This is a genomic window from Streptomyces cadmiisoli, from assembly GCF_003261055.1.
Classification (GTDB): Bacteria; Actinomycetota; Actinomycetes; order Streptomycetales; family Streptomycetaceae; genus Streptomyces; species Streptomyces cadmiisoli.
Window position 1 is genome coordinate 1240251 of record NZ_CP030073.1, and the last position, 26460, is coordinate 1266710.

Sequence of the window (26460 nt, forward strand, 5' to 3'; positions counted from 1 at the left end):
CCCCGGGTCATACCGTCATGACATCCGTGCCGGCCGCTCTGATCGCCTCGATCTCGTCCCGCGGTGCCGACGCGTCGGTGACGAGGGTGTGCAGCGCGGTGACGGGGGCGACGAACGCGTGGGCGGTGCGGGAGAGTTTGCCGCCCTCGGTCGCGGCGACGACCCGTCCGGCCGAATTGATCGCCGCCTGTTTGACGGCGGCGTCGTCGAGGTCGTAGGCGGTCAGTCCCTGCCCCGCGGTCAGGCCGCAGCAGCCGATGACCGCGGTGTCGAACCGCAGGGCCGTCAGCGAGGAGAGCGTGAGGGGACCCGTCAGGGCTCCTTCGCCCGGCCGGGGGCGCCCGCCGGGCACGAGGAGCGTGGTGCTGCCCGTGCTCTCGGCGAGGATGTGGACGGACTGGAGTGACAGCGGCATCACGCTCACCCGTCGGCCGCGCAGCTCCCGGGCGACGGCCAGGCAGGTGGTTCCGCTGTCGAGCACCACCGTCTCCCCGTCGGCGATCAGCGAGGCGACGCTCGCCGCGATGCGCTCCTTGACCTCGACGCCCTCGCGCACCCGCAGCGAGAACGGGGGTTCCTCGCCGCGCAGGAGCAGGCTGCGCGCTCCGCCGCGGACACGCTCCAGCACGCCCTGGGCGGCAAGGGCCTCCAGGTCGCGGCGGACGGTCATCTCCGAAGCGCCGGTGAGGCCGGCCAGTTCACCGACGCTGAGGCTGCCCGCCTCGCGCACGGCGTCGGCGATCTGCCTGAGGCGGTCTGCGTTACCCATGGCGGCGATTGAACACCACCCCCCTAACGAACAGCAATCTTGTGAGAAACGTGACTTTCAAACATGATTTCTGTTCGGTATGTTCGCCGCATGGATCAGAAACTGCGCGCCGCCCGGGTGGCGACCTTCACGTACTTCATCCTCAACGGCACCCTGCTGGGGATGTGGGTCGTGCAGATCCCACCCGCCGAGGAACGCGTCGGCGTGAGCCACGCCGTGCTGGGCGGCTTCCTGGTCCTGCTCGGGCTCGGCGCGTTCGTCGGCATGCAACTGGCCGGCCCGCTCGCCGACCGGCTCGGCACCCGCACCGTCCTGCCGGCGTCCGCCCTGCTGTGCAGCGCTTCCCTGGCACTGCCCGGACTCGCGGCGGACGCCTGGACCCTCGCCGCGGCCCTGATCGTCTTCGGCTTCGGCAACGGCTGTCTCGACGTGAGCATGAACGCCCATGCCGTCCAGGTCGAGAAGGCCTACGGCCGGCCCGTGATGTCCGCCTTCCACGCCACGTTCTCCGTCGGCGGTGTACTCGCGGCCCTCGCCGGCGCCGCCGCCGCGAGCCGGGGCTGGACGCCCGCGGCGACCCTCGGCACGGCCGCGGTCCTCGGCATGGCGGTCTCCGTCGGCGCGGCCCGCCGTCTGCTGCCCGCCGGACCCGGACCGCGGGTGGACCAGCAGCCCGCCGCGAACGAGCCGGAGAAGCGCACCACCACCGGCCGCATCTGGGTGCTGGCCGTCCTGGCGCTGATGATCATGCTGTGCGAAGGCGTCGCCAACGACTGGAGCGCCCTGCACCTGAAGACGATCCTCGGCGCCTCCGACAGCACCGCGGCCCTCGCCTACGGCACCTTCGCCGCGGCCATGACCGTCGGCCGCCTCCTCGCCGACCGCGTCTCCGCCCGTTTCGGTCCCGCCGCGATCCTGCGCCACGGCGCCGCGGTCGCCGCCATCGGCATCACCGCCGTCGCCCTCTCCCCCTGGATCCCGGTCGCCCTCGCGGGGTGGGCGCTGTTCGGCGCCGGACTGTCCGGCTGCGTCCCCCAGCTGTTCAGCGCGGCCGGCCACGCCGACGAAGGAGCGGCCGGCGCCAATGTCTCCCGGGTGGCGGGCCTCGGCTATCTCGGCATGCTCGCCGGTCCCGCCGTCATCGGCTGGCTGACCCGGCTGATCCCGCTCAACCTCACCTTCTTCCTCCCCGCGGCCTGTTGCGTCGCCGCGGCCGCGGCAGCCGGAGTCCTGCGCCCCCGCGCCCGGGTTTCGTAGCAGCGCACGCCCACCGACCGCCCGGGCGGCACGCGCCTGACCCCCGTGCCGCCCGGGCCGACCCGGGGAACCCCGTGGGTCCGTGCGGAACGGACGTGCCGGACCCGCGACGGCCGGATCAGCCGAGGACGCGGGGCAGATTCGCGGCGAGCGGGCCGGGCCGCTCCGTCTCCGCGCCGCTCGCCGCGCGGCGGCCGGATGGCACACCAGGTCCCGCACCAGCAGGCGGCACAGCCGGAGGGCTGTTCGACGTCCTCGTCCGGCAGCTCGGCGACCGCCGTCCGCAACGCCGCCCAGGAGCGTGAGAACAGATCCACGTCGGCACGGTGGTGCTGCCGCGACGGCGGACGAGGACGTCCGGCCGGGCGGGCCGGTCCCCGCACTCCGCGGCGGGACCCGCACGGTCTCAGCCGGCGGTCGGCTGCCCGCCGTCGGGCGGGCCCAGCAGAACGTCCGGCAGGTAACCGGAACGGACACCCAGTTCCCATCCGTGCACCTGAACGGCCAGCGCGGCCAGCGCGACCGTGCCGACCGGCAGCAGGCTCCGGGGAGCCGCGTCGGCCGCCATCTTCTCGCGGTACTGGACGAGACGGCGGGCCAGGGCCTCCTCGAAGGTGGTCCGGTCGTCCTTCAGCAGGACCCGCAGGAGCCGCTGATCCGGTGTCAGGGGACCTGCCGCATCGAGTCGCCGGACCCCCTCACCGCGCTCGTCGGCGTCCGGCTTGCACAGCGTCACCGACGGCCGGTCCCGGGGCAGGTGGCCCCGCGCCGGGGTCAGGTAGCCGCACAGGGCGTCCATCTCCGCGAGGCCCGCGGGAGACGACCGGGACTCCAGCGGCGAGTACGGCACCCCGTCGCGCACGGCCGGCGCGTAGTCCGTCCGCAGCAGGAGCCCGATCACCCGCTGCTGTTCCCGGACCAGTCCGCTCACCACGCACAGCGCGAACGCGTCCACCCACGTCACCGTGGTGGGTGCCTGGTCCACGGCGTCCCCGAAGCTGAGGTCCTCGCTGCTCAGCCGTTCACCGACGAGGGGGAGGGGCACTTCGAAGTCCCCGTTGGGGAAGGCCCCCAGGCTCAGCACGCCGAGCGCGCACTCCGCCGCCGTCCGCAGGACCGTGCGGGTGTGGGCCGCGTCGAGGGCGGGGTCGTCGACGGTGCGGGCGGCCACATGGTCGAGGAGTTCGTCTCGCATCTCGCCGAGGCCCTTCAGGGACAGGCCACCGTGACGCAGCCAGTGCCAACGGCCCCGCGCCCGGCGGTCGATGTCCTCGGACGCTTCGCGGATCCGCTGCTGACCGACGGTGTGGCGCGCCACTTCGAGCACGGTGGTGGTCCTCCTTGATCCTCGCCGTGCGCGGCACGCTACCAACGGCCCGGGTCACGGCGCACACATCGGGCGAAGGGCGACCGGCCGGGCGCTGTCGCCCCACGAGGAATACGTGCAGGTCAACGGAAGATCACCGACCGGTCTCGGCGGGCCGTCTCCGTGGCCGCTTCGAGACGCATCCGCAACACCCCGTGTCGCACGTTCCGGGACCCCGCGACGTCACAGTCACAGAAGTGGACGTCCGCGGGGATCGACGTCAACGAACCTAGGAGGCACCCATGTTGAAGCGGCACGGCACACGAGGGCCGCGTGGCACGCTGCTCGCGCTCACCGCGCTGACCGCGGTCGGCGGCCTGCTGCTCACCGGCTGCGGTGCGAACGACAGCAACAGCGACGGCACAAGCCACGCCGCGGACCGCAGCGGGCGCGACTCCGGATTCCCCGCTCCACCGGGGCCGGCGCCCGCACCCGACGGCAGCCAGGAAAACGGCGAACAGCGCGGCGACACGGACTCCCGCGAGTTCGCACCCGCACCCGACCACCTGTCCACCTTCGCCCTCGACGTCGACACGGCCTCCTACGGCTACGCCCGCCGCGTCATCCGGGACGGCAGGCTGCCCGACCCGTCGACAGTCCGCCCGGAGGAGTTCGTCAACAGCTTCCGCCAGGACTACGAACGCCCCGGCGGTGACGGCTTCACGGTGACCGTCGACGGCGCCCGCACCGACGCGGCGGACTGGTCCCTGGTCCGTGTGGGTCTGGCCACGCGCGCGGCCGAGCGGTCCGGGGAACGCCCGCCCGCCGCGCTGACCTTCGTCATCGACATCTCCGGCTCCATGGCCGAACCCGGACGCCTGGACCTGGCCCAGGAGTCCTTGTCCGTGATGACGGACCGGCTGCGCGACGACGACTCCGTCGCGATCGTCACCTTCAGCGACGAGGCCGAGACCGTGCTGCCGATGACGCGCCTCGACGGCAACCGCGGTGAGATCCACGCCGCCATCGACAGCCTGGAGCCGATGCAGTCCACCAACCTAGGCGCCGGCGTCGAGACCGGGTACGCCACCGCGGTCGAGGGCCTGCGCGACGGTGCCACCAACCGCGTGGTCCTCGTCTCCGACGCCCTTGCCAACACCGGGGACACCGACCCCGACACGATTCTGGAGCGGATCGCCGCCGAACGCCGCGAGCACGGCATCACCCTCTTCGGCGTCGGCGTCGGCAGCGACTACGGCGACGCTCTGATGGAGCGCCTCGCCGACAAGGGCGACGGCCACACCGTCTATGTGTCCGGACCCGAGGACGCCCGCGAGGTCTTCTGCGAACAACTGCCGCGGAACATCGAACTGACCGCCCGCGACGCCAAGGCGCAGGTCGCCTTCGACCCGGGGACGGTCGCCGAGTTCCGCCTCGTCGGCTACGACAACCGCAGCGTGGCCGACGAGGACTTCCGCAACGACCGCGTCGACGGCGGCGAGGTCGGCCCCGGCCACACCGTCACGGCCCTGTACGCGGTCCGCACCGAGCCCGGCGCCGAGGGTCACCTGGCCACCGCCACCGTCCGCTGGCTCGACCCCGACACCCGCGCGCCGCACGAGGAGTCCGGCGACCTGGAGGCCCGCTCCCTCGACGATTCCGTGTGGAGCGCCGGTCACGGACTGCGGATCGCGTCCACGGCCGCCTACTTCGCCGACGCCCTGCGCTCCCCCGACCACCGCTACGGCTCGCTCCCCGGCGCGCCGAGCCTGGGCGAACTCTCCGAACGGGCCTACGAGTTGGCCTCGCGCACGGAGGACGAGGAGGTGCGCCGGCTGGCCGAGGCGATCAGCGCGGCGAACCGTCTGGACTGATCCGGACCCATTGACCTTTCCCTGCCCGCCCGTAAGTTGACTGCGGAGTAAGGACGGATCGCAGCACGTCGGCCTCATCCGGACGGGGAGTCGTCATGGGCGTACGCAGGGATCTGAAACGGGCGAGGCGGCGCACCGACCTGGCCGCCCGCACCAGGATCGAGACCTTCAGGGACGAGTACGGAGTGGTGCGCGAGGTTCGCGCACCGCCCCTCGCTCCGCGCGCCGAGGACGCCACGACCGCGGACATCCCCTTCACCAACGCGCTTCAGGCTCCGGACGCCGTGGTCCTGCGCCGCGAGCGCGACGGCGGCCGGCAGTCCGTCACCGCGGCGGCCTTCGCCGGTGAAGTCGCCTCCGTGGCGAAGGGGTTGATCGCCGCCGGGGTGGAACCGGGCGACCGTGTCGCTGTGATGTCCCGCACCCGCTACGAGTGGACGGTCCTGGACTTCGCCGTCTGGGCCGCCGGCGGCCAGTCCGTCCCGATCTACGCCACCTCCTCGGCGGAGCAGGTGGAGTGGATCGTCCGCGACTCGGGCGCCCGTCACGTCGTGACCGAAACCGCCGAGAACACCGCCACGGTCACCACCGCCACGGCCGGCCACCCCCACCCGCCCCGCATCTGGGAACTCGACGCGGCAGCCCTCGACGACCTCACCGCCCTCGGACGTGAGGTGACCGACGAGGAGGTCACCAAGCGCCGTACCGCGCTGACCCCCGACACGATCGCGACCGTGTGCTACACCTCGGGCACCACCGGCCGGCCGAAGGGCTGTGTGCTCACCCACGGCAACCTGCACGCCGAGGCCGCCAACACGGTCGAGCTGCTGCACCCCGTCTTCGAGGCGGTCACCGGCCGGACGGCCTCCACCCTCCTCTTCCTGCCCCTCGCCCACATCCTCGGCCGCACCCTCCAGATCGCCTGCCTGATGGCCCGTATCGAGATCGGTCACTGTCCGAGCATCAAGCCCGACGAACTCCGTCCGGCGCTGCGGGCGTTCCGCCCCACGTTCCTGGTCGGCGTCCCGTACCTGTTCGAGAAGATCCACGACACCGGGCGGGCCACGGCCGAGAGGATCGGCCGCGGCGCCTCCTTCGACCGCGCGCATCGCGTCGGGGTCCGCTTCGGCGAGGCCTGTCTCGACAAGTTCCTGGGCCGCGGCAGGGGGCCGGGCCCCGGCCTGTACGCCGCGTGGGCCCTGTACGACCTGCTGGTCTACCGTCGTATCCGCAAGGAACTCGGTGGCCGCACGCGGTACGCGATCAGCGGCGGCTCACCGCTCGACCGCGACCTGAACCTGTTCTTCCACGCGGCCGGGATCATCGTCTACGAGGGCTACGGCCTGACCGAGACGACGGCCGCCGCCACCATCGTCCCGCCCCTGGGTCCCCGTCCCGGCACCGTGGGCCTGCCCGTGCCCGGCACCGCCGTGCGCATCGCGCAGGACGGCGAGGTCCTCGTCGAGGGCGGCATCGTCTTCGGCGCGTACTGGAACAACCCGGCGGCCACGGACGCGGTGCTCACCGACGGCTGGTTCGCCACCGGGGACCTGGGTTCCCTGGACGACGACGGGTACCTCACCATCACGGGCCGCAAGAAGGACATCATCGTCACGTCCGGCGGCAAGAACGTCTCGCCGGCCGTCCTGGAGGACCGTCTGCGCAGCCGTCCGCCGGTCGGCCAGTGCCTCGTCGTCGGGGACAACCGCCCCTTCGTCGCGGCCCTGGTCGCGCTCGACGCCGAGGCCGTGGCGCACTGGCTGGCCGTCCGCCGGCTGCCCGCGGACACCCCGATGTCCGAGGTGGTCCGCGACCCGCGGATCCGCGCCGAGGTCCAGAAGGCCGTCGACCACGCCAACCAGGCGGTCTCCCGCGCGGAGTCGATCCGGGCCTTCACCCTCGTCGAAGGCGACTTCACCGAGGAGAACGGCCTGCTGACCCCGTCCTTGAAGGTGAAGCGGCACGCGGCGCTGGCGGCGTACGCACGGGAGATCGAGGCGCTCTACGCGCCCTTGAGCTGAGCCGCCCGCCGGGCATCGGGCCCGGGCGGCGGACCGGGCCGCGCGGACCCCGGACAAGCGGGGTCCGCGCGAGTCCGCACCGGCGTCGCTCAGGCGCGGGTCCGGGCGCTCACACCCTGGATGCGCAGGTCCAGGCGTTCATTCCCTGGATGGCCGCCAGGCGTCTGGCCACGATGATCTGCTCCTTGCGGGTGGCCAGGTCGGCACGCGGCGCGTACTTGAGCCCACCCGCGGCGACCCAGCTGGACTGCGCGAACTGGAGGCCGCCGTAGTGGCCGTTGCCGGTGTTCGCCTTCCAGTTGCCCCCGGACTCGCACCGCGCGATGGCGTCCCAGTCGGGTCCGGACCGCACGGACGGCTGGGCCGCCACACTGGCCGCGGCGCTCAGCATCACGGTGCTCGCCATGAGCACGACTGCCGTGCCGGCCCCGAGGCGACGGCTGCGCCTGTTGCTCGCTTCAGCATTCTGTGACGAGATCATGAGCATACTGTTACACTACGTGACACACAGTAGCGCGTTGCGGCGTGACCAGGTCCCCCGAACGGCTCCCCGCACCACGGAGTGCGCCCCGCCGTCACACCGGCCGACCGACCCGACACGCGGAGTGAAAAGCCCGATGTGATCTGAAACATACCTGGTCACGGGCATATATGTTCATCGCCCAATTATGGGTAGCTTGGGGTGCTTGCCCTGAGCACACAGTCGTGCCATCGGCCGCACCGTCCCCTCGACCCGTCCTGGAGACCCATGCGCCCCCGCATACCCGCCGTCCCCCGCATACCCGTCCCCCGCTTCGCCTCCGTCCCGCCCCTGGCTCTGGCCGGAGGGGCGCTGGCCGTCGGCGTCGGCGGTCTGTATCTGACCGGGCTGGTGCTCGTGGGCGGTGAGATAGACGGCGGTACGTCGGTGCGCGGCGTGGACATCGGGGGTCTCAGCCGCGCGGAAGCCGTCCGGAAGCTGGACGAGCGGCTGGTGGCGGGCGGACCGCGCGAACTGGCGGTGCGGGTGGGCGACCGACGGGGCACGATCGACACACAGCGGGCCGGGCTGGCCTTCGACGTCCAGGAGACCGTGGACCGGGCCACCCGATCCGGTGCCGATCCGTTCAGCGTCCTCGGCGCGCTGTTCCGCTCGGGCGGAGCCGTCGAACCGGTTGTTCACGTCGACCGGACCAAGGCCCGCGCCACTCTCGGCGAGCTCGCGAAGACCCTCGACCAGCAGGTCCGCGACGGTGCGGTGAGCTTCGAGGGCGGCCGGGTCGTACAGGTCACCCCGCACACCGGCTACACGACCGACGTGGACGCCGCCGTCGGCTCCCTGCGCGCCGCCTTCCTGCGCGGCGAGGACGGCCCGGTCACGGCTCTGCCCGCCCGTGAGACCAGGCCGAGGGTGAACGAGGAGCAGGTGCGACGCGCGGTGCGCGACTTCGCCCAGCCGGCCATGTCGGCCCCCGTCACGCTCACCGCGGCCGACCGGCGGTTCAGCATCACCCCGGCCGTCCTGGGCGAGTACCTGACGATGCGGCCGGACGGCACCGGCCGGCTGAAGCCCGCGCTGGACACCGAAGGCCTGCGCAACTCCCCCGCGGTGACCGGGCCCCTCGCCGGCCTCCCGGCCACCGCCGAGAACGCCGGGCTGGGACTCAGCGGCGACAGCGTCATTGTCACCGAGGACGCCACGATCGGCCAGGAGGTCAGCGACAAGGCGCTGGGCAAGGCCGTGCTGCCGCTGCTCACGAAGTCGGGTGCCGCCGCCCGCACCGGAGCCGTCGCCACCCGCGAGATCCGGCCGGAGGTCACCCGCGAGAACGCGGCCCGGCTCGGGCTGACGCAGAAGATGTCCTCCTTCACCGTCAACTTCGAAAAGGCCCCGTACCGCACGAAGAACATCGGCCGTGCCGTGGAGCTCATCAACGGCTCCGTCGTCATGCCCGGCGAGAACTGGAGCTTCAACCGCACCGTCGGTGAGCGCACCGAGCACAACGGCTTCGTCGAGGGCATCATGATCCTCAACAACCAGTTCACCAAGGCATCCGGCGGTGGTGTCTCCGCGGTGGCGACGACCGTGTTCAACGCGATGTTCTTCGCCGGGGTCAAGCCCCTCGAGTACGGCGCCCACTCCTTCTACATCGAGCGCTACCCGGAGGGCCGTGAGGCCACGGTCGCCTGGGGCAGCCTCGATCTGAGGTTCGCCAACGACTCCGGCAAGGCCATCTACATCCAGGCGGAGTCCACCGACACCTCCGTGACCATCACCTTCCTCGGCACCCGGAAGTACGACGAGATCAGGTCGGTGAAGGGCCCGCGCACCCAGGTGAAGGAGCCCGCGGAGCATGTGCGCACCGACGACAAGTGCGTGCCGCAGACACCGCTCGAGGGCTTCGACGTCACCGTGGAGCGGGTGTTCCTCGACAACGGCCGTGAGGTGAAGCGGGAACCGTTCCACACCCGCTACACGCCGCGCGACGAGGTCACCTGCGAGTGACTCCGCTCCGGTCCGGGCGGGGCCGCCGAAACCGGGCGGACAGCCGGGCCCGGGTCCGGTGCTGCTGATCCCCGCCGGGGCCGGGTGCGCGCACCGCTGCGGAGGTGCGAAGCGCCTCGCGGGTGTATCCAGGTCTCATGGGTCCGCGACGAGTGCCGGGCAGTCATCGCCGTTCGTGGGCGCCGCGCGGCGCTCTGCTGGCGGTCCCCCTCGGGCTCATCGTCACCGTCACGATGGGCGACATGTTCGCTCCCCCGCAGGTGCATCTGGGCCCCTTCCTGGCCACCGCGCCCGCCATCACGGCGTCCTTCGCCGGCCCCCGGACCACCGCGTGCGTCGGCGTGGTGGCCGTCCTGGCGCAGATGGCGGTCGCGGTCGAACGGACCAGTCTCACCGACCTCAACCACACCCTCCAGATCAGCGCGCTGATCGTGATCTCGGCGTTCGTCACCTTCTTCGCCCACCTGCGCGAGCGGCACGAGAAGGAGCTGACACAACTGCGTTCCGTGGCCGAGGCCGCACAACAGGTCGTACTGCGTCCGCTGCCGCGAAGGATCGGACCCCTGCGGGTCGCCTCGGTCTATCTGGCCGCCGAGGCCGAAGCGCAGATCGGCGGTGACCTCTTCGCGGCGGCGCGCACCGCGCAAGGCACCCGGTTCATCGTCGGGGACGTCCGGGGCAAGGGCCTGGAGGCCATCGGGGACGCCGCCCTGCTCCTCGGCGCCTTCCGCGCCGCGTCCCACCGGAAGTCCGCCCTTCCCCCGCTGGTCGCCTATCTGGAGGGCACCGTCTACTCGGACCCGGACGATCCGGGAGCGGCCCCGGCCGGCCACGGGGCGGACAGCGAGGGCTTCATCACCGCCGCCGTGCTCGACGTCCCGGACGATCTGCCCGTCCTGCACCTGATCAACTGCGGGCACCCCCCGCCCCTGTTGTTGCGCGACGGCCGGGTCACCCCCCTCGAAGTGCCCGATCCGGCACCGCCCCTGGGTCTGACCGGCTTCGACACGTCCCCGTTCATCGCGGAGACCTTCCCGTTCGAGCCGGGCGACACCCTGCTCCTCTACACGGACGGGGTCATCGAGGCCAGGGACGGCTCCGGGGACTTCTACCCGCTGGCCCGGCGGATGGGCACCGCCCCGGCGTGCGAGCCGAACGGCCTGCTGCGTCATCTGCGCGACGACCTCCTCGCCCACACACCCGGAGGCTGTCTGGGCGACGACGCCGCGATGGTGGCGATCGAGCGCACCACGCGCGGGTAGGCAGCCCGACAGCGGCCGCGTACCGGGGGGTCGACAGAGCGAACGGGTGCGCTACATTTTGCATCGCCTTGACCGCGATCATTCACGATCCATCACGCTTCGGAGTCGGCACACCCATGAGCGACATCGTCAACGGACTCGGCCGGGCCGGCGCTTACGGCGCACTGGGTCTGGTCCTGTTGATCCTCGGTATCGTCCTGATCGACGTGCTGACGCCCGGAAAGCTCGGCCGGCAGATCTGGGAGCACCGCAACCGCAACGCCGCCCTGCTGCTCAGCTCGGCGCTGCTCGGCATCGGCGGCATCGTCTTCACCTCCATCTGGACCACGTACGAGAACTTCGGCAAGGGCCTGGTGTCCACTGCGGCCTTCGGGCTGCTGGGGCTCGCGATGATGGCCGTGGCGTTCCTCGTGGTGGACCTGATCACCCCGGGACGGCTGGGCGCGACCCTGGTCGACCCCGAGCCGCATCCGGCGGTGTGGGTGACGGCGTCCTGCAACATCGCGGTGTCCGCCATCGTTTCGGCCTCCATAGCCTGAACACCCGGCCCCCGGCGCGGCGTTGCGGCCCAGCCCGGAAGCCGGACGGTGCGCCGGCCCGGCCCGCGCGGTCACCCGCCCGCAGGCCGGCGCCGCCGCCACCCCGGCCGTAGCGCCCGGGGTGGTGGCCGTGCGTGCCGGTGATGGTGAGGCGCCCGGGACCACCTGCTTCGCCGGCTTCCCGGCGGGCCCCGGCAGACCGTGTCGAGGAGGCCGTCCAAACGGTTGTCGGCGCGCATCCCCCGAGTGACGATGTCCCCACCGCATCGCCCCGTGGGAGGCCGAGTTGACCGATCCCTGGGTGGCCCTGGAGCCGGGGGCCGACCCTGCCGAGCGTGTACGTGTACTGCGTCGGGCGCACGAGCGGTTCACCGAGGCGGGCACGGTGCCGCGCCCGGTGCGCGCCGTGGTGGCCGATTCGTGGCGGCGGTCGGCGCGGGCCGGCGTCGGTCCGGACGGCACGGCGAGCGTCGAACTGACCGACGGCGATCTCGGGGCCTACCGCGCCGAGCATCCCCTGGCGCAGGTCATGCCGTTGTTCCGGGAGCTGATGGGGACCTTCGCGTCCGACGGCAGCCATCTCCTCGCCGTGTGCGACGCGCACGGCCGGCTCCTGTGGGTCGAGGGGCACGAGGCGACCCGCAGGAAGGCCGGGCGGATGAACTTCGTGCCCGGCGCCCGCTGGTCGGAGAGCGCTGTCGGCACGAACGCGCCGGGCACCGCCGTGGCCCTGAACCACCCGGTGCAGGTCTTCGCCGCCGAGCACTTCATCCGGCGCGTGCAGCCGTGGACCTGCGCCGCCGCCCCCGTGCACGACCCGCGCACGGGCCGGGTGCTCGGTGCCGTGGACATCACCGGCGGGGACGGTCTCGCACATCCGCACAGCCTGGGCTTCGTCCAGGCCGTGGCACGTGCGGCGGAGTCCCATCTCGCGCTGCTCGCACCCCGGCACCCCCGGGCCTGCGGTCCCGAACTGACCGCGCTGGGCCGCGACGAGGCCCTGCTGACGACCGACGGGCACAGGATCAGACTCAGCCGTCGGCACAGCGAGATCCTGCTGCTGCTCTCGCGGCACCCGGAGGGCCTGACGGGCGAGGAGTTGCAGTGCGCCCTGTACGAGGACGAGTCGGTCACGCCGGTGACGCTGCGCGCTGAGCTGGCCCGCCTCCGCCAGGTCCTCGGTCCCGGCGTGCTGGCCTCTCGTCCGTACCGGCTCACGGTGCCGCTGGAGTCGGACGTCACCGCGGTCGAACGGCAGCTCGCGGCGGGCGCGGTCACCACCGCCCTGACCGCGTACCCGGGTCCGTTACTGCCTGCTTCCCAGGCACCGGCGGTGGTACGGCTGCGGCGCCGTCTCGCCGACGGCCTGCGGGCCGCACTGATCGCCCGCCGGGACCCCGACCTGCTCGCCGACTGGGCGCACGCACCGTGGGGCGAGGACGATCTCGACGTGTGGCAGGCCCTGGCCGCGGCACACCCGACCGCGGCGATCCGGGCCCGGCTGGCCGCCCTCGAAGCGGAACTGGCGGCACCGGGCGACTGGGCCCACGCGTAGACCCGGACGACGAACAGAGCCGTACGGCGCCAAAGTGCGTGACGAGGCACGACAAAGCGAGGCAGGGCGAGGCGACCGCAACGTGGATGCAACGTCCGCTTTCCTACCCTCCGGCCAAGAGCTGCCCAACGGCGGGCAGCACCGCTGAGGGAGGCCAGCAAGCATGACCCGTTACGCAGCGCCGGGAACAGAGGGCGCGATCGTCTCCTACCAGCCCCGCTACGACCACTTCATCGGCGGCGAGTACGTACCCCCTGTCAAGGGCCAGTACTTCGAGAACCCGAGCCCCGTGAACGGTCAGCCCTTCACCGAGGTGGCCCGCGGCACGGCGGAGGACGTCGAGCTGGCGCTCGACGCGGCGCACGCGGCCGCACCGGCCTGGGGCCGCACGGCGACCACCACCCGGTCCGACATCCTCCTGAAGATCGCCGATCGCATGGAGGCCAACCTGGAGGCGCTCGCCGTCGCGGAGAGCTGGGAGAACGGGAAGCCCGTACGCGAGACACTCGCGGCCGACATCCCCCTGGCCATCGACCACTTCCGCTACTTCGCCGGCGCGGTGCGCGCCCAGGAGGGCTCGCTCAGCGAGGTCGACGACGACACGGTCGCGTACCACTTCCACGAGCCGCTCGGCGTCGTCGCCCAGATCATCCCGTGGAACTTCCCCATCCTGATGGCGGCGTGGAAGCTCGCGCCCGCCCTCGCCGCGGGCAACGCGGTCATCCTGAAGCCGGCCGAGCAGACCCCCGTGTCCATCCACTACTGGATGAGCCTGGTCGCCGACCTCCTCCCGCCGGGCGTCCTGAACATCGTCAACGGATTCGGCCCCGAGGCCGGAAAGCCCCTCGCGTCCAGCCCCCGGGTGGCGAAGGTCGCCTTCACCGGCGAGACGTCGACGGGCCGGCTGATCATGCAGTACGCGGCGGAGAACCTGAAGCCGGTCACGCTGGAGCTGGGCGGCAAGTCGCCGAACATCTTCTTCGACGACGTGTGGGACAAGGACGACGACCTGCGGGACAAGGCCCTCGAAGGGTTCACCATGTTCGCGCTGAACCAGGGCGAGGTCTGCACCTGCCCGTCGCGCGGACTCATCCAGCGGGGCAACTACCCCGACTTCCTGGCCGCCGCCATCGCCCGCACCGAGCTCATCAAGCCCGGCCACCCGCTCGACACGAACACGATGATCGGCGCCCAGGCGTCCAGCGAGCAGCTCGACAAGATCCTCTCCTACATCGACATCGGCAGGCAGGAGGGCGCCAAGGTCCTCACCGGCGGCGAACGCGCCGACCACGACGGTGACTTGAAGGGCGGCTACTACGTCCAGCCGACCATCTTCGAGGGCGACAACCGCATGCGGGTCTTCCAGGAGGAGATCTTCGGGCCGGTGGTGTCGGTGGCCTCCTTCGACGACTTCGACGACGCGATCAAGATCGCGAACGACACGTCGTACGGTCTCGGCGCGGGCGTGTGGACCCGCGACATCAACACGGCCTACCGTGCGGGCCGGTCCATCCAGGCGGGCCGCGTGTGGACCAACTGCTACCACGCCTACCCCGCGCACGCCGCGTTCGGCGGCTACAAGCAGTCCGGGATCGGCCGCGAGACGCACAAGATGATGCTCGACCACTACCAGCAGACGAAGAACCTTCTGGTGAGCTACTCGCCGAAGAAGCTGGGCTTCTTCTAGACGCCAGAAGAGGGGCGCCTGACCAGGGCAGATGCCCGGCAGGCGCCCTTCTCTGCGTACATCTGAGCAACGAGTGGAAACACGCCCTTGCCGCCGATGTCTCCCACCCCTGTCCCAGCTCCGACCAGCAGTTCCGGGACATCGACGTGATACACGCTGGTGGTCGCAGGTAGAAGTGGTGGCGGACAAGTGGGGCCCATGGGGCTGCCCACCATGAACACCCCCGTCCGTCCGGCCGGTCCGGGACGGCCGGATACAGTGCGCGCGACAGCAGCCTGGTTGTTCAAGGAGGGGAAGCGTGACCGACACCAGCGAAACCCGATCCGCCGACAGTGCGGCGCACGCGACTCGGCAGAGCCGACTGCACCGCCTGATGCGCTACCTCCCCCTGATCGCCCCCGTCCTGCTGTGGACCGTGCCCTGCTGGCTGCTGCTGCACACCGGCCAGCACTGGCCGCTCCCCGTCACGCTCGCCGGCACCGCCCTGTTCGTCCTCGGCCTGATCGGTATGCCGCTCGCGATGGCGCGCGGCCACGGCCGACGCCAACAGGACCGGGCGGCGATCGTCGGAGACACCCTGCTGGGCACCATCTGGACCCTGTTCGCCTGGTCCGTCGTGCTCGGCGTCCCGCTGCGGCTCGCCCTGACCGTGACCGGCGCCGGCGACGGCCAGGACCGGGCCCGGATCGTCACCTGGGCGGTCCTCGGCGCAGCCACCGTGCTGCTCATCTGGGGGTACGCCGAAGCCCGCCGCGTGCCACGTGTGCGCCGCCTCGACGTGCAGCTCCCGCGGCTGGGTGCCGGGTTGGACGGCATACGCGTCGTCCTCATCACCGACACCCACTACGGCCCGCTCGATCGCACTCGCTGGTCGGCACGGGTATGCGAGACGGTGAACACTCTGGAAGCCGACCTGGTGTGCCACACCGGCGACATCGCGGACGGCACGGCCGAACGCCGCCGCGCCCAGGCCGCCCCACTCGCCACCGTGCGGGCCACCCGTGCCCGGGTCTACGTCACCGGCAACCACGAGTACTACAGCGAGGCCCAGGGCTGGGTCGACCTGATGGACGAGCTGGGCTGGGAGCCGCTGCGCAACCGCCATCTGCTGCTGGAACGCGGTGGCGACACCCTCGTGGTCGCCGGCGTGGACGACGTCACCGCCGAGTCCTCCGGCCTCCCCGGTCACGGCGCCCATCTCACCGAAGCCCTGCACGGCGCCGACCCCGACCACCCCGTCCTGCTGCTGGCCCACCAGCCCAAGTTCGTCGACCGGGCGGCTGCCGGCGGCGTCGACCTCCAGCTCTCCGGCCACACCCACGGCGGCCAGATCTGGCCCTTCCACCACCTGGTCCGCATCGACCAGCCCGCCCTCGCCGGCCTCAGCCACCACGGCCCGCGCACCCTCCTCTACACCAGCCGTGGCACCGGCTTCTGGGGTCCGCCCTTCCGCGTCTTCGCCCCAAGCGAGATCACCCTGCTCGTACTCCGCTCCCCGCAGCGGCCCCCCACGCGGTAGCGCTGGGCGGGCCGGCGGTTCCGACCGGGCCGGCGCGCCGCGTCATTCCGAGGGAATGCGGAACTCGAATTCGGGACGGTCCCACGGCACGGCGGGCGGGTTCGCGAGCGCGGTCCCGGTCCGCACGGCACCGACGCGGTGGTAGAAGTCCTCGGCGGGAAGATGCGACACGACCTTCACACGGTCGAGCCCGGCGGCACGGGCCTCGGACTGCATGTGGGCAACGAGCAGCCGTCCGATACCCCGTCCCTGCGCTTCGTCGGCGACGAACAGCAGATCGAGCTCCGGTGGATCGAGGACGAGCGAGTAGAACCCGATGACCCGGTCTCCATGCTCGTCGGCGCCGACGGCCACGAAGGCGCGGTGGGCCTCGATGTAATCAGGACCGACCCGGTAGCCCGCCACCGCGGCTGCGTACTTGCCCTCGTAGGCGCCTGAGCCACGCACGAGCCGCGTGAGCCGTCTGGCATCCCGCGCGACTGCCCGCCGTATCGTGATCGGCTGGCTGATCGGGGCAGTGCGTGACCTCATCGGACGAGTATTTCGCACCGCCGGGTGCCGTGCTGCGGCGGGTCGGCTGCTCGGGCCTTCCCGGACCGCTCCCGGGAACCACTCGTGCGAGCGCAATCGATCTCACGCCGAAGCCGCGCCGGAGCGCTTCGACGCGGCTTCGGAGTCTCACGGCTCCGCCCGGTCCGGGACCTTCGTACGCCGCGGAGTCACTAATCCGTTGTTAGGGCCGCCAGGCCCTCGCCCGGCAGCGGACCGCCGAGTCGGCGCAGGGCGCCGAGCCGGCCCACCTGCCCTACGTCCCGGCCGAGCCGGGCGAGAGCACCCCGCGTGACCTGGCCGAGGCGAGCGAGTACTACCTGACACCGCGCGCCCAGCACCCGAACGCCAAGAGCCGGTTCCTCTTCACCAAGAGCGTCTCGCGGATCTTCACCTTCGACGCCTTCCACATGGTCGAGGACCTGCTCACCCAGCCGATCCTGGTCATCGCCGGCAGCGAGGCGGGCTCGCCGAGGCCGGCCGGCTGCGCAGCGAGGAGGCGGCCGGCAGGGAGCCGAAGCTGTCGAGCCCGCCGCCCGAGTCCGTGGACGAGTCGACGCCGGCCGCGATGCGGGAGTTCTTCGCGTACTACCGCACGCCGCGCGCCCAACACCCCCGCTCCACGGGCTACTACGTCCAGCGCAGCCTGGACCAGCTGGCGCAGTACGACTCCTGCGCGACGCTCCACCTGCTCGCGCCGCGACCGCTGCTGATGATCGCGGGCACCGCCGCCGAAACGCTGCCGTTCAGCAGGATCGGCGTCGAGAGGGCCGGGGACAACGCGGAACTCCACACCGTCGAGGGCGCCACCCATGTGGACCTCTACGGCGTGGACGAGTACGTCACCCCGGCCGTGGCCCGGCTGACCGAGTTCTTCGGCCGGCACCTCGCCCGGGACTGAAGCTCGCCGGTGTCCCCCGAGCCGGACTCGGGGGACATGGCCCGTGCGGTCGGAGCACGGCGACGCGACGGGCCGTCGAGCAGTGGCGGTGCCGACGGCCGGCCGTGCGCTCGGGCGCGCCACGACCGGGGTACCCGACCGAGTGAGCACGCCCGTACCGGGCACTCGGGGCGCCGGCGGATCAGTCCCGAGCGACCGCCGAACCGCGATGGGAGGTACCCGAGATGGGACATGGTGGGAACGTCATCGAGGAACTGGTGACCGATCACCGGGAGGTCGAGGAACTCTTCGGGAAGATCGAGGCCCTGCCGCCCGGCGACAGGAAACGCAAGCTGCACACGGATCAGGTCACGATGGAGCTGGTCCGGCACTCGGTGGCCGAAGAGGCCTACCTGTATCCGGCGATTCGCCGGTATCTGACGGGTGGCGACACCATGGCCGACCGGGAGATCGACGACCATTCCAGGGCCGAGCGGCTCATGAAGGACCTGGAGGGTCGCGAGCCGGACGACGCCGAGTTCGACAGGCTGATCGGCATGCTGATGAGCGAGGTCCGCATGCACATCGCCGACGAGGAGCAGAACCTCTTCCCGATGCTGAGCGTGGCCTGCCCCGCCGAGGCCCTCGACGATCTCGGGGACAAAGTGCGTCAGGCCAAGAAGACGGCGCCGACCCGGCCGCACCCCTTCGCACCGGACCGGCCCCCGGCCAACAAACTGCTGTCGCCGGGTGTCGGACTGGTGGACCGGCTGCGCGACGCGCTGACGGGGCGGGGCAAACCCGGCTGACCCACCTCGCGGCGCAACCGGCCACGCGGCACGACCGGGCTCGCGGCGCAACCGGCCACGCGGCGGGATCAGCCGGCGGTGGCGTGGCCGGGCTCGACGAGGGCGACGAGTCGGGCCCGGTGCAGTTCCGCGACGGGTGCGACGAGGTCGGGGTGCCGCAGCAGGGCCGCGGCGCGCCGTTCGCCCTCGTCGGGGGCGAGCAGACGGCGGAAGGCGACCGGAGCCGCCGCCGTGTGCTCACCGCCGGCCAGCGCCGCCACGGCACGCCCGGCCAGCTCCGGGTCGGCGAGGAGACCGGCGGCCCAGCTCGCCACCACCTCGTCCACCCAGGTCCGCCACGCGTCGGCGGCGGCGTCTGTGCCGTCTGTGCCGTCTGTGCCGTCTGTGCCGTCTGTGCCGTCTGTGCCGTCGGATCGCTCGTCCGGGTCCGGGCCGGCCAGCCGGTCCAGCCGTGCCGAGCCCCCCGGCCCCGTCACGGCGACCAGCCCGGCGTCGAGCGCGGTCGGGTACCGCAGCCAGGCCGCCACCGTCACGGCCTGGCGCGCCTGCGCCTCGCACAGGGCGGAGGCGAGCGCGCCACCGTGCGGCGGGTAGGCGGCCGTCAGCCAGTGGGTCGTCGCCGCGATGAGGGGGGAAAGATCTGTGAGCACTGTCTGCTGTCCGGGCTGCCGGGCGTGAACGGGGAACGGTTCCACAGGACGGTAGCCGGAGAACGGCCGCGCAGGTATGGGCGGCGTCACCCCGCGCCCTCAGGCTCCGGGGCGGCCGACACCGATGAGGAGCAGGGCGATGTCGTCGACGGGGTCGCCGGTCCGGCCGATCAGGTGGTCGGCCATGGCGTCCAGGTCACCGGGATCGGCGCGGGCGACGCACTCCGCGAGCGCGGTGACGGCGTCGTCCGGGTCCAGGCCGGGCTGCTCGACGAGTCCGTCCGTGTACAGGACGAGGACGCTTCCGGGCGGGAGCGGGTACTCGACGGCCGGGTAGTCGGCGCATCGTTCGATTCCGAGGAGCAGCCCGGGAGGGATCCGCAGTACCTCGGTGCGGCCGTCGGTGTGCCGGAGCACCGCGGGCGGGTGGCCCGCGCTGGCCAGGCAGACCGACTGCGCAACCAGGTCCAGATGCGCGTAGAGGCAACTGGCGAACCGGCCCGGGTCCAGGTCGACGAGCAGGCGGTTGGTCGTGGCGAGTACGTCGCCCGGGAGCGCCGCGGCCGTCGCGTGGCCGTGCACTGCGGTGCGTACCTGTCCCATCAGTGCCGCCGCCTCGATGTCGTGTCCCTGGACGTCGCCGATCGCGGCGGCGGCCGTCGTCCCGTCGAGGAGGATCAGGTCGTAGAAGTCGCCGCCCACCTCCAGCCCGTGGCCGGCCGGGCGGTAGCGGGCGGCGATCCGCAGGCCGGGCGGGGCCGGCAGGTACCGGGGCAGCAGCGCGGCCTGGAGATGGTGGGCCACGGTGTACTGGGTGTCGTACAGGCGCCCTCGTTCCAGCGCCTGCCCGACGAGGCCGACCAGCGCCGTGAGCACCGCGCGTTCGGTGGGCGGGAAGCGCTGCGGGCGATCGTAGGCGAGGACGAGGGAACCCACGGCGCGGCCGGAGGCGATCAGCGGGAGGAACGCCCAGGACACTTTGTCGTCCAGGTGGACGACGCCGGGATATGCCTCCTCCAGTTCGCCGAAGTCGGCGAAGAACTGCGGAGCGCAGGTGTCCAGCACGCGCACGGCGGGAGTGTCGGCGGTCAGGGGCAGGTCGTCGAACAGCGCCATGAGTCCGGCGTCGTAGCCGCGATGGCCGAGGATCCTCAACCGGCCGTCCTGCGGGGCCATCAGAGCCATGGCGGAGGCACCGAGTGCGGGCATCAGCTGGTCGGCGGCCTGCTTCACCACGTCCTGCACACCGACGGCCTCGGTGAGCGAGGCCGCCAGGTACACGAGGTGGTAGAGCAGCCCGGCCCGGCCCGGTCCGGTCTTCAGGGGTTCGTCGACCGTCGCGGCCGGGTGGGCGGGTGGACGGTCGGGGGCCGCGGGCCGCTCGGGCCGGGGTCCGCCCGGGGTGATCCGGACACTGATGCCGGAGGGATCCGGGTAGAGCTCGAAGAGGAGCGGGGTGTCCGGCGGGCGTACGGCGGTGAAGGTGGTGGGCTGCTCACTGACCAGGGCGGCGCGGTAGCGGTCCTCCGCTTCGGGGACGTCCATCCACGGCAGGGCCGCCCACGGCAGGGCGCCCACGAGTTCGGCGGCGTCCGCCCCGAGGAGCCGTGCCGCTTCCGGGGTGACGAACGTGAACCGGCCGGTGAGGTCCAGCGCGCAGGCCGCTCCGGGCAGCCGGGCGATGAAGGCCGACAGTTCGCCCGCTCCGGCCGGAGCACCGCGGGCGCACAACGGGTGCGGCAGCAGCCGCGGCTCGTCCGGCGGCGCCGGTCCGTCGCTCACGGCCACCTGCCGGAGCAGGTGTCCCAGCCGTCGGCAGCCCTTGTCGAGGGCCTTGCGCTCGTCGTCGCTCAGCCACGGCGGATGCGAGGCCGGCCACAGCAGCACGAGTCCGCCGACGGCCGTTCCCTCGGCGGTGAGGGGTGCGGCGGCCATCGCGAACGCGTACGGCAGCACGAGGGAGCTGCGCGGGTAGCGGCGCGCCATCTCCTCCATGTCGGCGACCCACACCAGTTCACCGCCGCGTACGGCGTCCGCCACCGGGATGGGCTCCGACAGTCCCACTCTGGTCCACGGGAGGCACATCTCGCGGGGCGCGCCCGTCATGGCCTCCAGCCACAGGGCGTCACCCGCCGGGGGAAAGCTGTACAGCATCGCCCGGGAGGCACCGCAGTCGCCGACGACCGCCAGCAGCGCCCGGTCCAGCGACTCGACCGCGGACCGGGACCGGATCGCTCGCCGGCTCACGCCGTCTCCCCGACGTCGCACGGCACCCGCCGACGGGTCCATGTGCCGGCCCTCGCGGTCCTGGCCCTCGCGTGTCCGGGGGGCACGTCCGGTGCATGCGGGACCGTGCACCACCGGACACCGCGAAAACCACCCATATATGAACACTAATCTTTTTTCGGACGCAGCACTCCGGCGGTGCCGGTCGAGTTTCGGCCGCCGGGATCGGGTTACGCGGGAACGCGTCGGCATCGCGGAGACTCAGGAGGGCATCGACATGAACAGCCAACCGTCGACCGCCCGAAGCGGTCCGCCTCTCCTGAACCTGTATCTGCACGATCACCTGACGGGCGCGGGCACCGGCACGGAGCTGCTGCGTCGCGCCGCGCGGGCCCATCGCGGCACGGCCGACGGGCCGACCCTGACGGCCCTGGCCCGGGAGGTCGCCGAGGACCGGAGCAGCCTCCAGGCGATCATGTCCGACCTCGGTATCCGCGTGCTGCGGCACCGCATGGCCCTCGGCTGGTTCGCCGAGAAGGTGGCCCGGCTCAAGCTCAACGGACGGCTGGTCTCCCGCTCTCCGCTCAGCGATGTCCTCGAACTGGAGGCCATGCGCCTCGGCGTGGAGGGCAAGGCATGTGCCTGGCGCACGCTGCTCGCGCTGTCGGCCACGGACCGCCGGATCGACGGCGGACGCGTGCAGGAACTGCTGCGCCGCGCCGAGCGGCAGATCCGGATCCTGGAGGACCTGCGCACCGAGCACGCCGAGCGGGTCTTCATCGAGGACATGAGCGGAGCCGAAGGGAAGCTGTCCAAAGCCGTCCCGTGACCGTCCGAGGATCGCCGCCGTCGATGGCGACGGGCGGTCACCGGACCGCACGGCACTGCACGGGCCGGCCGGGTCATCGTGCGCGCAGCGCGCTCGCCGTCGTTCCCATGCGCTCGCGCAGCAGGATCCGGAGCGTATTGGCGTGCTCGTAGCCGACCTTGCGCGCGATGGCCTCCAGGGGCAGGCCCGTGGTCCGCAACAGGTGTGAGGCCCGCTCGACCCGCAGATCCTGGACGAACCGCACCGGCGACGTGCCCAGCGTGCGGCGCACGGCCCGTTGAAGGGTGCGCTCGCTGACGTTGGCGCCCCGGAGCACGTCGAGCAGCGCGGCGAGTCCGGAGTCGAAGACACCTTCGAGGACGAGCGGGGGCGTCAGGGGCATCTGGCGGGCAGGGTCGCCGCGGCGCGGACGGAGGCGGCGGACACGATGCTCAGTGAGGCTCCGGACATCCGGCCCGGCGACCTCCTGGCGGTCGAGCTCCCCTGATGAGGACCGTGTCCCGGCTCCGGTGAGCCGGGACACGCCGGCCGGCGTGTCCCGGCGGGACCGTCAGGGATAGGAGACGACGGTCGAGGGGACGGTCGAGGTGCCCTGGGTGGGGGCGCCCGTGTCATTGATGACGTGCTCGAACTGGCCGTTGCCGCTGAGCGAGACGGTGAGCAGGCTGTGGAACCTCACACCGGGCTTCACCGGCGCCTTGAATCCATGGTCCTGACGGATCGTCGGATCCACGTTGTAGTAGCAGTAGCTGCCCATGCCCCAGCCCTCGTGCGTGTTGACGGAGTCGTCGACGCGGTAGGCCGCGAATCCCTTGGTACTGCCGTTCTGGATGGCGGCCTGGTCGGGTGCGTCGTACGCCTTCTCGTTCTGGAAGAAGATCGTGCGGCCGCGCTCGCCGTACCACTCGACGTCGTACTTGTTGAAGTGCTCGACGAACAGTCCGGTGGCCAGGACGTCGTCACCGTTGACCCGTACGCCGTAGTCGGCCCGGTTGGTCTCCCAGCCGACGCCCTCGCCGTGGTCGGCGCGCCACACCCAGGTGTGGTCGATGACGGTGTCGTCGCTGTTGACCACCATGCTGGTGGTGGCCTTGCCGGCGCCCGCGCCGCCGATGCGGATGTAGACGTCCTGCACGGTGGTGGGGTTGGCGGAGTGGTCGGCGGCCGCGTTCTGCGGGCCGATCTCCAGCAGGGTGGGCGAGTTGACCGGTCCGGCGTCGATCAGGAAGCCGGCCAGGCGCACACCGTCGACGTCGGCGACCCTCATCGCGGTCACACCCTTGTCCGGGATGACGGTGGCCAGTCCGAGGCCCAGCACGATGGTGTCGGGCCGGTTGACCTCGATCGTCCGGTCGACGTGGTGGATGCCGGGTGTGAACAGCAGGTGCAGGCCCTGGGCCAGTGCCTGGTTGATGGTGGCGGCGGTGGTGCCGGGCTTGACCACGTAGAACCGGCTGAGCGGGATGGACTGACCCTGCGGTGTGCCGCTCCCCCAGCTCGTGCCGCGGGCGTCGGTGCGCTTGGCCGGCGCGAACACCTTGTACTCGGTGCCGTCCAGGTAGAGGAACGGCTTCTCCCGCGAGACGGGGGTGGTGTTCAGGGTGGTGTAGCGCGGCTCGGGGAAGCCGGTGGCGGGAGCGCCCTCGACGCCGGAGAAGACCTGGTTCCACACGGAGTTCGACCAGCCGCCGATGGAGCTGTCCCGGGTGTACCACTGCTGTTGCGAGTAGTTCCCGACCTGACCGTCGACCTTCGAGTCGGCGATGTAGCCGCCGCTGGCCCAGCCGTAGCCGTTCGGTGCGAGGTTGAGACCGCCGCGGACGTGCATACGGCGGAAGGACGAGGCCTGCGAGACCGCCCACCGGTTGGTGCCGTTGACCGGGCTGACCGAGAGGTTCTCGGCGGAGCGCCAGAAGTTCTGGGTGGCGTTGCCGTCGAACCAGCCGGCGTCGACGGTGATGTCACCGTTGATGTGGGTGTCGTCCGGCCTGAGACCGAGACCGGAGATCTGGGTGTAGAAGCCTATCTGCGCGTTGAGGTTGTGGTACGTGCCCGGCTTGAAGAGGAAGGCGTGGCGGCCGCTGCCGAACTGCGCGGACTCCTGCTGCCGGAAGACCGCGTCCAGCTTGCCCTGGATGTCGGGGGTGGACGGGTCGATGACGTGCACGTTGGGGCCGAGGTCGCCGCCGCCGGGCAGCTGCGGTGTGCCGCCCTCGCCGTAGACCTGGAACTCCCACAGGGAGTAGCCGTAGCCGGTACCCCGGGTCACGCCCTGGAGACGCACATAGCGGCCACTGCCGGAGACGGCCAGGTCGTCGGTCGCGCCGTCGCCGGCCGTCACGGACCTCACCGTCCGCCAGTCGCTGCCGTTGTCGGACAGCTGGATGTCGTAGGCCTTGCCATAAGCCGCTTCCCAGGTCAGCACGACACGACTGATGTCCGCGGTCGTACCGAGGTCGACCTGGAACCACTGGCTGTCGCTCCACTGACTCGCCCAGCGGGTGCCCGTCAGATCGCCGTCGACGGCGGCGGAGGCGGCGAACGCCGCTCCCTCGGTCGACGAAGCGGTCGCCGTACGGCCCTGCGAGAGCAGCACGGGGGCGGCGTGTGCCGCGGTCGCCGGGACGAGGGCTAACAGTGTGCCGATCAGCGACGACACCAGTGCGCCGACGGTGGCGCGTCTGAGTGCCGGGGTGGATCGCCGGAGAACCGGCGGTTTCCCGAGCGAAGGCATGGGGGTTCCTCTTTTCGCAGAGGGGAAATGGGGAGAACAGAGAGGGAGAGCGCTCTCCGGGGAACCTTGCCCGTGCCTCATGTGAAGGGTCAAGCATCACGACACACTTTTCTTTCGCCTTGCCTTAAGCCTGGATAGATCACGAAGGAGGGGTTTCCCCGCGGTCCCGGTCCGCGCAGGTGAGCCGTGTCCGGCGCCTGCCCGTACCCGTCCCGCACGGGGGCGTTAGGGTGCCGGAGTGACCAGGAGGGGACCGACGCTGGAGGACGTCGCGCGCGTGGCCGGGGTGTCCCGGGCGACGGTGTCGCGTGTGGTCAACGGTGTGCGCAACGTCGACCCGCACATCCAGGAAACGGTCCGCCGCGCCATCACGCACACCGGTTACACGCCCAACCAGGCGGCCAGGTCCCTGGTGACACGCCGCACGGGAACGGTGGCGTTGGTGTTCTCCGCGGACGGCGACCCGGTCGCCGCCCGGGTGTTCGCCGATCCGTTCTTCGGGCGGGTGGTGGACGGCGCTCTCCGCTTCCTGCACGAACGGGCCGTGCAGCCGGTGATGCTGGTGGCGGACTCGGCGCAGGCCAGGACCCGGGTCGTCGACTACCTGAGCCGGGGCGCCGCCGACGGAGCACTCGTCGTTCCGCTCGACGCGGCCGATCCGCTGCCCGGCATGCTGGTCACCGCGGGCATCCCCATGGTGCTGTTCGGCCGCCCTCCGGCCGAGGTCCGGACCGGTTTCGTCGACCTGGACAATGCGGCGGGCGCCCGGATGGCGGCCGCACACCTGTCTGCGCGGGGACGGCGACGCCTCGCCGTCATCGCCGCGCCCGACTCCGCTCCGGCGGCCCGGGAGCGTCTGAACGGCTTCCTGGAGGCGTCGGCCCTGGCGGGCATCGAGGAAGTGCCCGTCGTCAGCGGGCGGTTCACGGCGGACAGCGGCCGACGGGCGATGGCCCGGCTGCTGCGGGAGCACCCCGGGCTCGACGGGGTGTTCGCCGCGAACGACCTGATGGCGCTGGGCGCCTGCCAGTACCTGCGGGAGCGCGGGGTGTCGGTGCCCGGTGACATCGCCGTGGTGGGCTTCGACGACTCCAGCGCCGCGACGGAGTGCGGTCCCCCGCTGACGACCGTGCGCCAGCCCGTGGAACACATGGCGGCGGCCATGGCGCGGCTGCTCGTCGAACAACTCCAAGGCGTCGGTGCGACATGCTCATCGGAGATGTTCGAGCCGCTATTGGTGGTGCGCGAGTCGGCCTGATCGGCGGCACATGATCCGGTCGGTGACGTATCGGAACCCATGTGCGGTTCATCTCATCGAAGCGGGGCACGAATCGTGACTCGGGATGTTGTGAAGTCCGCTCCGGCACGGCCGGGAAGTCAATCCAGCAGGTCCTTCCAGCACGGGAATCCCAGCACGCAATCCAATCCCTTTGGCAGGCTGGGGCTTTACGCGATTGACTCCGCTTCCCCGGTTCGACATCGCCTTTCAGCCGCGTCGCCGGGCCTGTC

The 26460-nt window shown here is 71.8% G+C and carries 21 protein-coding genes; 13 read left to right on the forward strand and 8 right to left on the reverse strand.

The window, feature by feature from the left end:
- Positions 1-7: 7 nt before the first annotated feature.
- Positions 8-769, reverse strand: coding sequence for a DeoR/GlpR family DNA-binding transcription regulator (locus DN051_RS05055; protein WP_112438085.1), 762 nt, complete (start codon positions 767-769; stop codon positions 8-10).
- A gap of 90 nt (positions 770-859) precedes the next feature.
- Between DN051_RS05055 and DN051_RS05060 the strand changes: the two genes are divergently transcribed.
- Positions 860-2026 carry an MFS transporter gene (locus DN051_RS05060; protein ID WP_112438086.1) on the forward strand — a complete coding sequence of 389 codons (1167 nt, stop codon included), beginning with the start codon at positions 860-862 and terminating at the stop codon, positions 2024-2026.
- A gap of 406 nt (positions 2027-2432) precedes the next feature.
- On the opposite strand, the gene DN051_RS05070 is transcribed toward DN051_RS05060, so the two are convergent.
- On the reverse strand, positions 2433-3353 hold the full coding sequence (locus DN051_RS05070; protein WP_112438087.1) for an immunity 49 family protein: 921 nt from the start codon (positions 3351-3353) through the stop codon (positions 2433-2435).
- Between the two features lie 281 nt (positions 3354-3634).
- On the opposite strand from DN051_RS05070, the gene DN051_RS05075 reads away from it, so the two are divergent.
- Both DN051_RS05075 and DN051_RS05080 read left to right on the forward strand, forming a co-directional pair.
- On the forward strand, positions 3635-5206 hold the full coding sequence (locus tag DN051_RS05075; RefSeq protein ID WP_162624857.1) for a vWA domain-containing protein: 1572 nt from the start codon (positions 3635-3637) through the stop codon (positions 5204-5206).
- Between the two features lie 95 nt (positions 5207-5301).
- Positions 5302-7227 carry an AMP-dependent synthetase/ligase gene (locus DN051_RS05080; protein ID WP_112438088.1) on the forward strand — a complete coding sequence of 642 codons (1926 nt, stop codon included), beginning with the start codon at positions 5302-5304 and terminating at the stop codon, positions 7225-7227.
- Positions 7228-7336: 109 nt separating this feature from the next.
- On the opposite strand, the gene DN051_RS05085 is transcribed toward DN051_RS05080, so the two are convergent.
- Positions 7337-7618 carry a transglycosylase family protein gene (locus DN051_RS05085; protein WP_381279640.1) on the reverse strand — a complete coding sequence of 94 codons (282 nt, stop codon included), beginning with the start codon at positions 7616-7618 and terminating at the stop codon, positions 7337-7339.
- A gap of 357 nt (positions 7619-7975) precedes the next feature.
- On the opposite strand from DN051_RS05085, the gene DN051_RS05090 reads away from it, so the two are divergent.
- From DN051_RS05090 to DN051_RS05115, 6 genes are all read left to right on the forward strand, one after another.
- Complete coding sequence (locus DN051_RS05090; protein WP_112438089.1) at positions 7976-9712, forward strand: VanW family protein; 1737 nt, start codon at positions 7976-7978, stop codon at positions 9710-9712.
- Between the two features lie 137 nt (positions 9713-9849).
- Positions 9850-10974: a PP2C family protein-serine/threonine phosphatase gene (locus DN051_RS05095; protein ID WP_112438090.1), complete on the forward strand. Its 1125-nt coding sequence runs from the start codon at positions 9850-9852 to the stop codon at positions 10972-10974.
- Between the two features lie 116 nt (positions 10975-11090).
- A complete protein-coding gene (locus tag DN051_RS05100; RefSeq protein ID WP_053756173.1) occupies positions 11091-11513 on the forward strand; it encodes a DUF350 domain-containing protein in 423 nt (140 codons plus the stop codon).
- Between the two features lie 286 nt (positions 11514-11799).
- Positions 11800-13068, forward strand: a complete 1269-nt coding sequence (locus tag DN051_RS05105; protein ID WP_053756172.1) for a GAF domain-containing protein — start codon at positions 11800-11802, stop codon at positions 13066-13068.
- 163 nt (positions 13069-13231) lie between these two features.
- Positions 13232-14755, forward strand: a complete 1524-nt coding sequence (exaC, locus tag DN051_RS05110; protein WP_112438091.1) for an acetaldehyde dehydrogenase ExaC — start codon at positions 13232-13234, stop codon at positions 14753-14755.
- 298 nt (positions 14756-15053) lie between these two features.
- Complete coding sequence (locus tag DN051_RS05115; RefSeq protein ID WP_112438092.1) at positions 15054-16274, forward strand: metallophosphoesterase; 1221 nt, start codon at positions 15054-15056, stop codon at positions 16272-16274.
- A 42-nt stretch (positions 16275-16316) separates the two neighbouring features.
- On the opposite strand, the gene DN051_RS05120 is transcribed toward DN051_RS05115, so the two are convergent.
- Entirely contained in the window at positions 16317-16805 is a 489-nt protein-coding gene (locus tag DN051_RS05120; protein WP_112438093.1) for a GNAT family N-acetyltransferase, read from the reverse strand.
- A gap of 562 nt (positions 16806-17367) precedes the next feature.
- On the opposite strand from DN051_RS05120, the gene DN051_RS44910 reads away from it, so the two are divergent.
- Both DN051_RS44910 and DN051_RS05135 read left to right on the forward strand, forming a co-directional pair.
- Positions 17368-17724: an alpha/beta hydrolase family protein gene (locus DN051_RS44910; RefSeq protein ID WP_162624858.1), complete on the forward strand. Its 357-nt coding sequence runs from the start codon at positions 17368-17370 to the stop codon at positions 17722-17724.
- Between the two features lie 224 nt (positions 17725-17948).
- Positions 17949-18512: a hemerythrin domain-containing protein gene (locus DN051_RS05135; RefSeq protein ID WP_053756167.1), complete on the forward strand. Its 564-nt coding sequence runs from the start codon at positions 17949-17951 to the stop codon at positions 18510-18512.
- Positions 18513-18580: 68 nt separating this feature from the next.
- Here the strand turns inward: DN051_RS05135 and DN051_RS05140 are convergent, their stop codons facing one another.
- Positions 18581-19162, reverse strand: a complete 582-nt coding sequence (locus DN051_RS05140; RefSeq protein WP_112438095.1) for a hypothetical protein — start codon at positions 19160-19162, stop codon at positions 18581-18583.
- A gap of 99 nt (positions 19163-19261) precedes the next feature.
- Positions 19262-21316 (reverse strand): SpoIIE family protein phosphatase, encoded by a 2055-nt coding sequence (locus tag DN051_RS05145; RefSeq protein ID WP_246041192.1) that lies wholly within the window; start codon positions 21314-21316, stop codon positions 19262-19264.
- Between the two features lie 349 nt (positions 21317-21665).
- Here DN051_RS05145 and DN051_RS05150 point away from each other — a divergent pair, with 349 nt between their 5' ends.
- The gene (locus DN051_RS05150) at positions 21666-22217 is read left to right on the forward strand and encodes a hypothetical protein (protein ID WP_053756165.1); all 552 of its coding nucleotides are present in this window, start codon (positions 21666-21668) and stop codon (positions 22215-22217) included.
- 73 nt (positions 22218-22290) lie between these two features.
- Here the strand turns inward: DN051_RS05150 and DN051_RS05155 are convergent, their stop codons facing one another.
- Both DN051_RS05155 and DN051_RS05160 read right to left on the reverse strand, forming a co-directional pair.
- Positions 22291-22599, reverse strand: a complete 309-nt coding sequence (locus DN051_RS05155; RefSeq protein WP_246040925.1) for a helix-turn-helix domain-containing protein — start codon at positions 22597-22599, stop codon at positions 22291-22293.
- 168 nt (positions 22600-22767) lie between these two features.
- On the reverse strand, positions 22768-24951 hold the full coding sequence (locus DN051_RS05160; protein ID WP_053756163.1) for a discoidin domain-containing protein: 2184 nt from the start codon (positions 24949-24951) through the stop codon (positions 22768-22770).
- A gap of 238 nt (positions 24952-25189) precedes the next feature.
- On the opposite strand from DN051_RS05160, the gene DN051_RS05165 reads away from it, so the two are divergent.
- Complete coding sequence (locus DN051_RS05165; RefSeq protein ID WP_112438097.1) at positions 25190-26209, forward strand: LacI family DNA-binding transcriptional regulator; 1020 nt, start codon at positions 25190-25192, stop codon at positions 26207-26209.
- The last annotated feature ends 251 nt before the right edge of the window (positions 26210-26460 follow it).

Bases quoted from the DNA above. Each gene is read 5' to 3' on its own strand.
- DN051_RS05055 (WP_112438085.1), bottom strand. From the start codon at position 769: ATGGGTAACGCAGACCGCCTCAGGCAGATCGCCGACGCCGTGCGCGAG.
- DN051_RS05060 (WP_112438086.1), top strand. From the start codon at position 860: ATGGATCAGAAACTGCGCGCCGCCCGGGTGGCGACCTTCACGTACTTC.
- DN051_RS05075 (WP_162624857.1), top strand. From the start codon at position 3,635: ATGTTGAAGCGGCACGGCACACGAGGGCCGCGTGGCACGCTGCTCGCG.
- DN051_RS05080 (WP_112438088.1), top strand. From the start codon at position 5,302: ATGGGCGTACGCAGGGATCTGAAACGGGCGAGGCGGCGCACCGACCTG.
- DN051_RS05085 (WP_381279640.1), bottom strand. From the start codon at position 7,618: ATGCTGAGCGCCGCGGCCAGTGTGGCGGCCCAGCCGTCCGTGCGGTCC.
- DN051_RS05090 (WP_112438089.1), top strand. From the start codon at position 7,976: ATGCGCCCCCGCATACCCGCCGTCCCCCGCATACCCGTCCCCCGCTTC.
- DN051_RS05095 (WP_112438090.1), top strand. From the start codon at position 9,850: ATGGGTCCGCGACGAGTGCCGGGCAGTCATCGCCGTTCGTGGGCGCCG.
- DN051_RS05100 (WP_053756173.1), top strand. From the start codon at position 11,091: ATGAGCGACATCGTCAACGGACTCGGCCGGGCCGGCGCTTACGGCGCA.
- exaC (WP_112438091.1), top strand. From the start codon at position 13,232: ATGACCCGTTACGCAGCGCCGGGAACAGAGGGCGCGATCGTCTCCTAC.
- DN051_RS05120 (WP_112438093.1), bottom strand. From the start codon at position 16,805: ATGAGGTCACGCACTGCCCCGATCAGCCAGCCGATCACGATACGGCGG.
- DN051_RS05135 (WP_053756167.1), top strand. From the start codon at position 17,949: ATGGGACATGGTGGGAACGTCATCGAGGAACTGGTGACCGATCACCGG.
- DN051_RS05145 (WP_246041192.1), bottom strand. From the start codon at position 21,316: ATGCTGTACAGCTTTCCCCCGGCGGGTGACGCCCTGTGGCTGGAGGCC.
- DN051_RS05150 (WP_053756165.1), top strand. From the start codon at position 21,666: ATGAACAGCCAACCGTCGACCGCCCGAAGCGGTCCGCCTCTCCTGAAC.
- DN051_RS05155 (WP_246040925.1), bottom strand. From the start codon at position 22,599: ATGCCCCTGACGCCCCCGCTCGTCCTCGAAGGTGTCTTCGACTCCGGA.
- DN051_RS05160 (WP_053756163.1), bottom strand. From the start codon at position 24,951: ATGCCTTCGCTCGGGAAACCGCCGGTTCTCCGGCGATCCACCCCGGCA.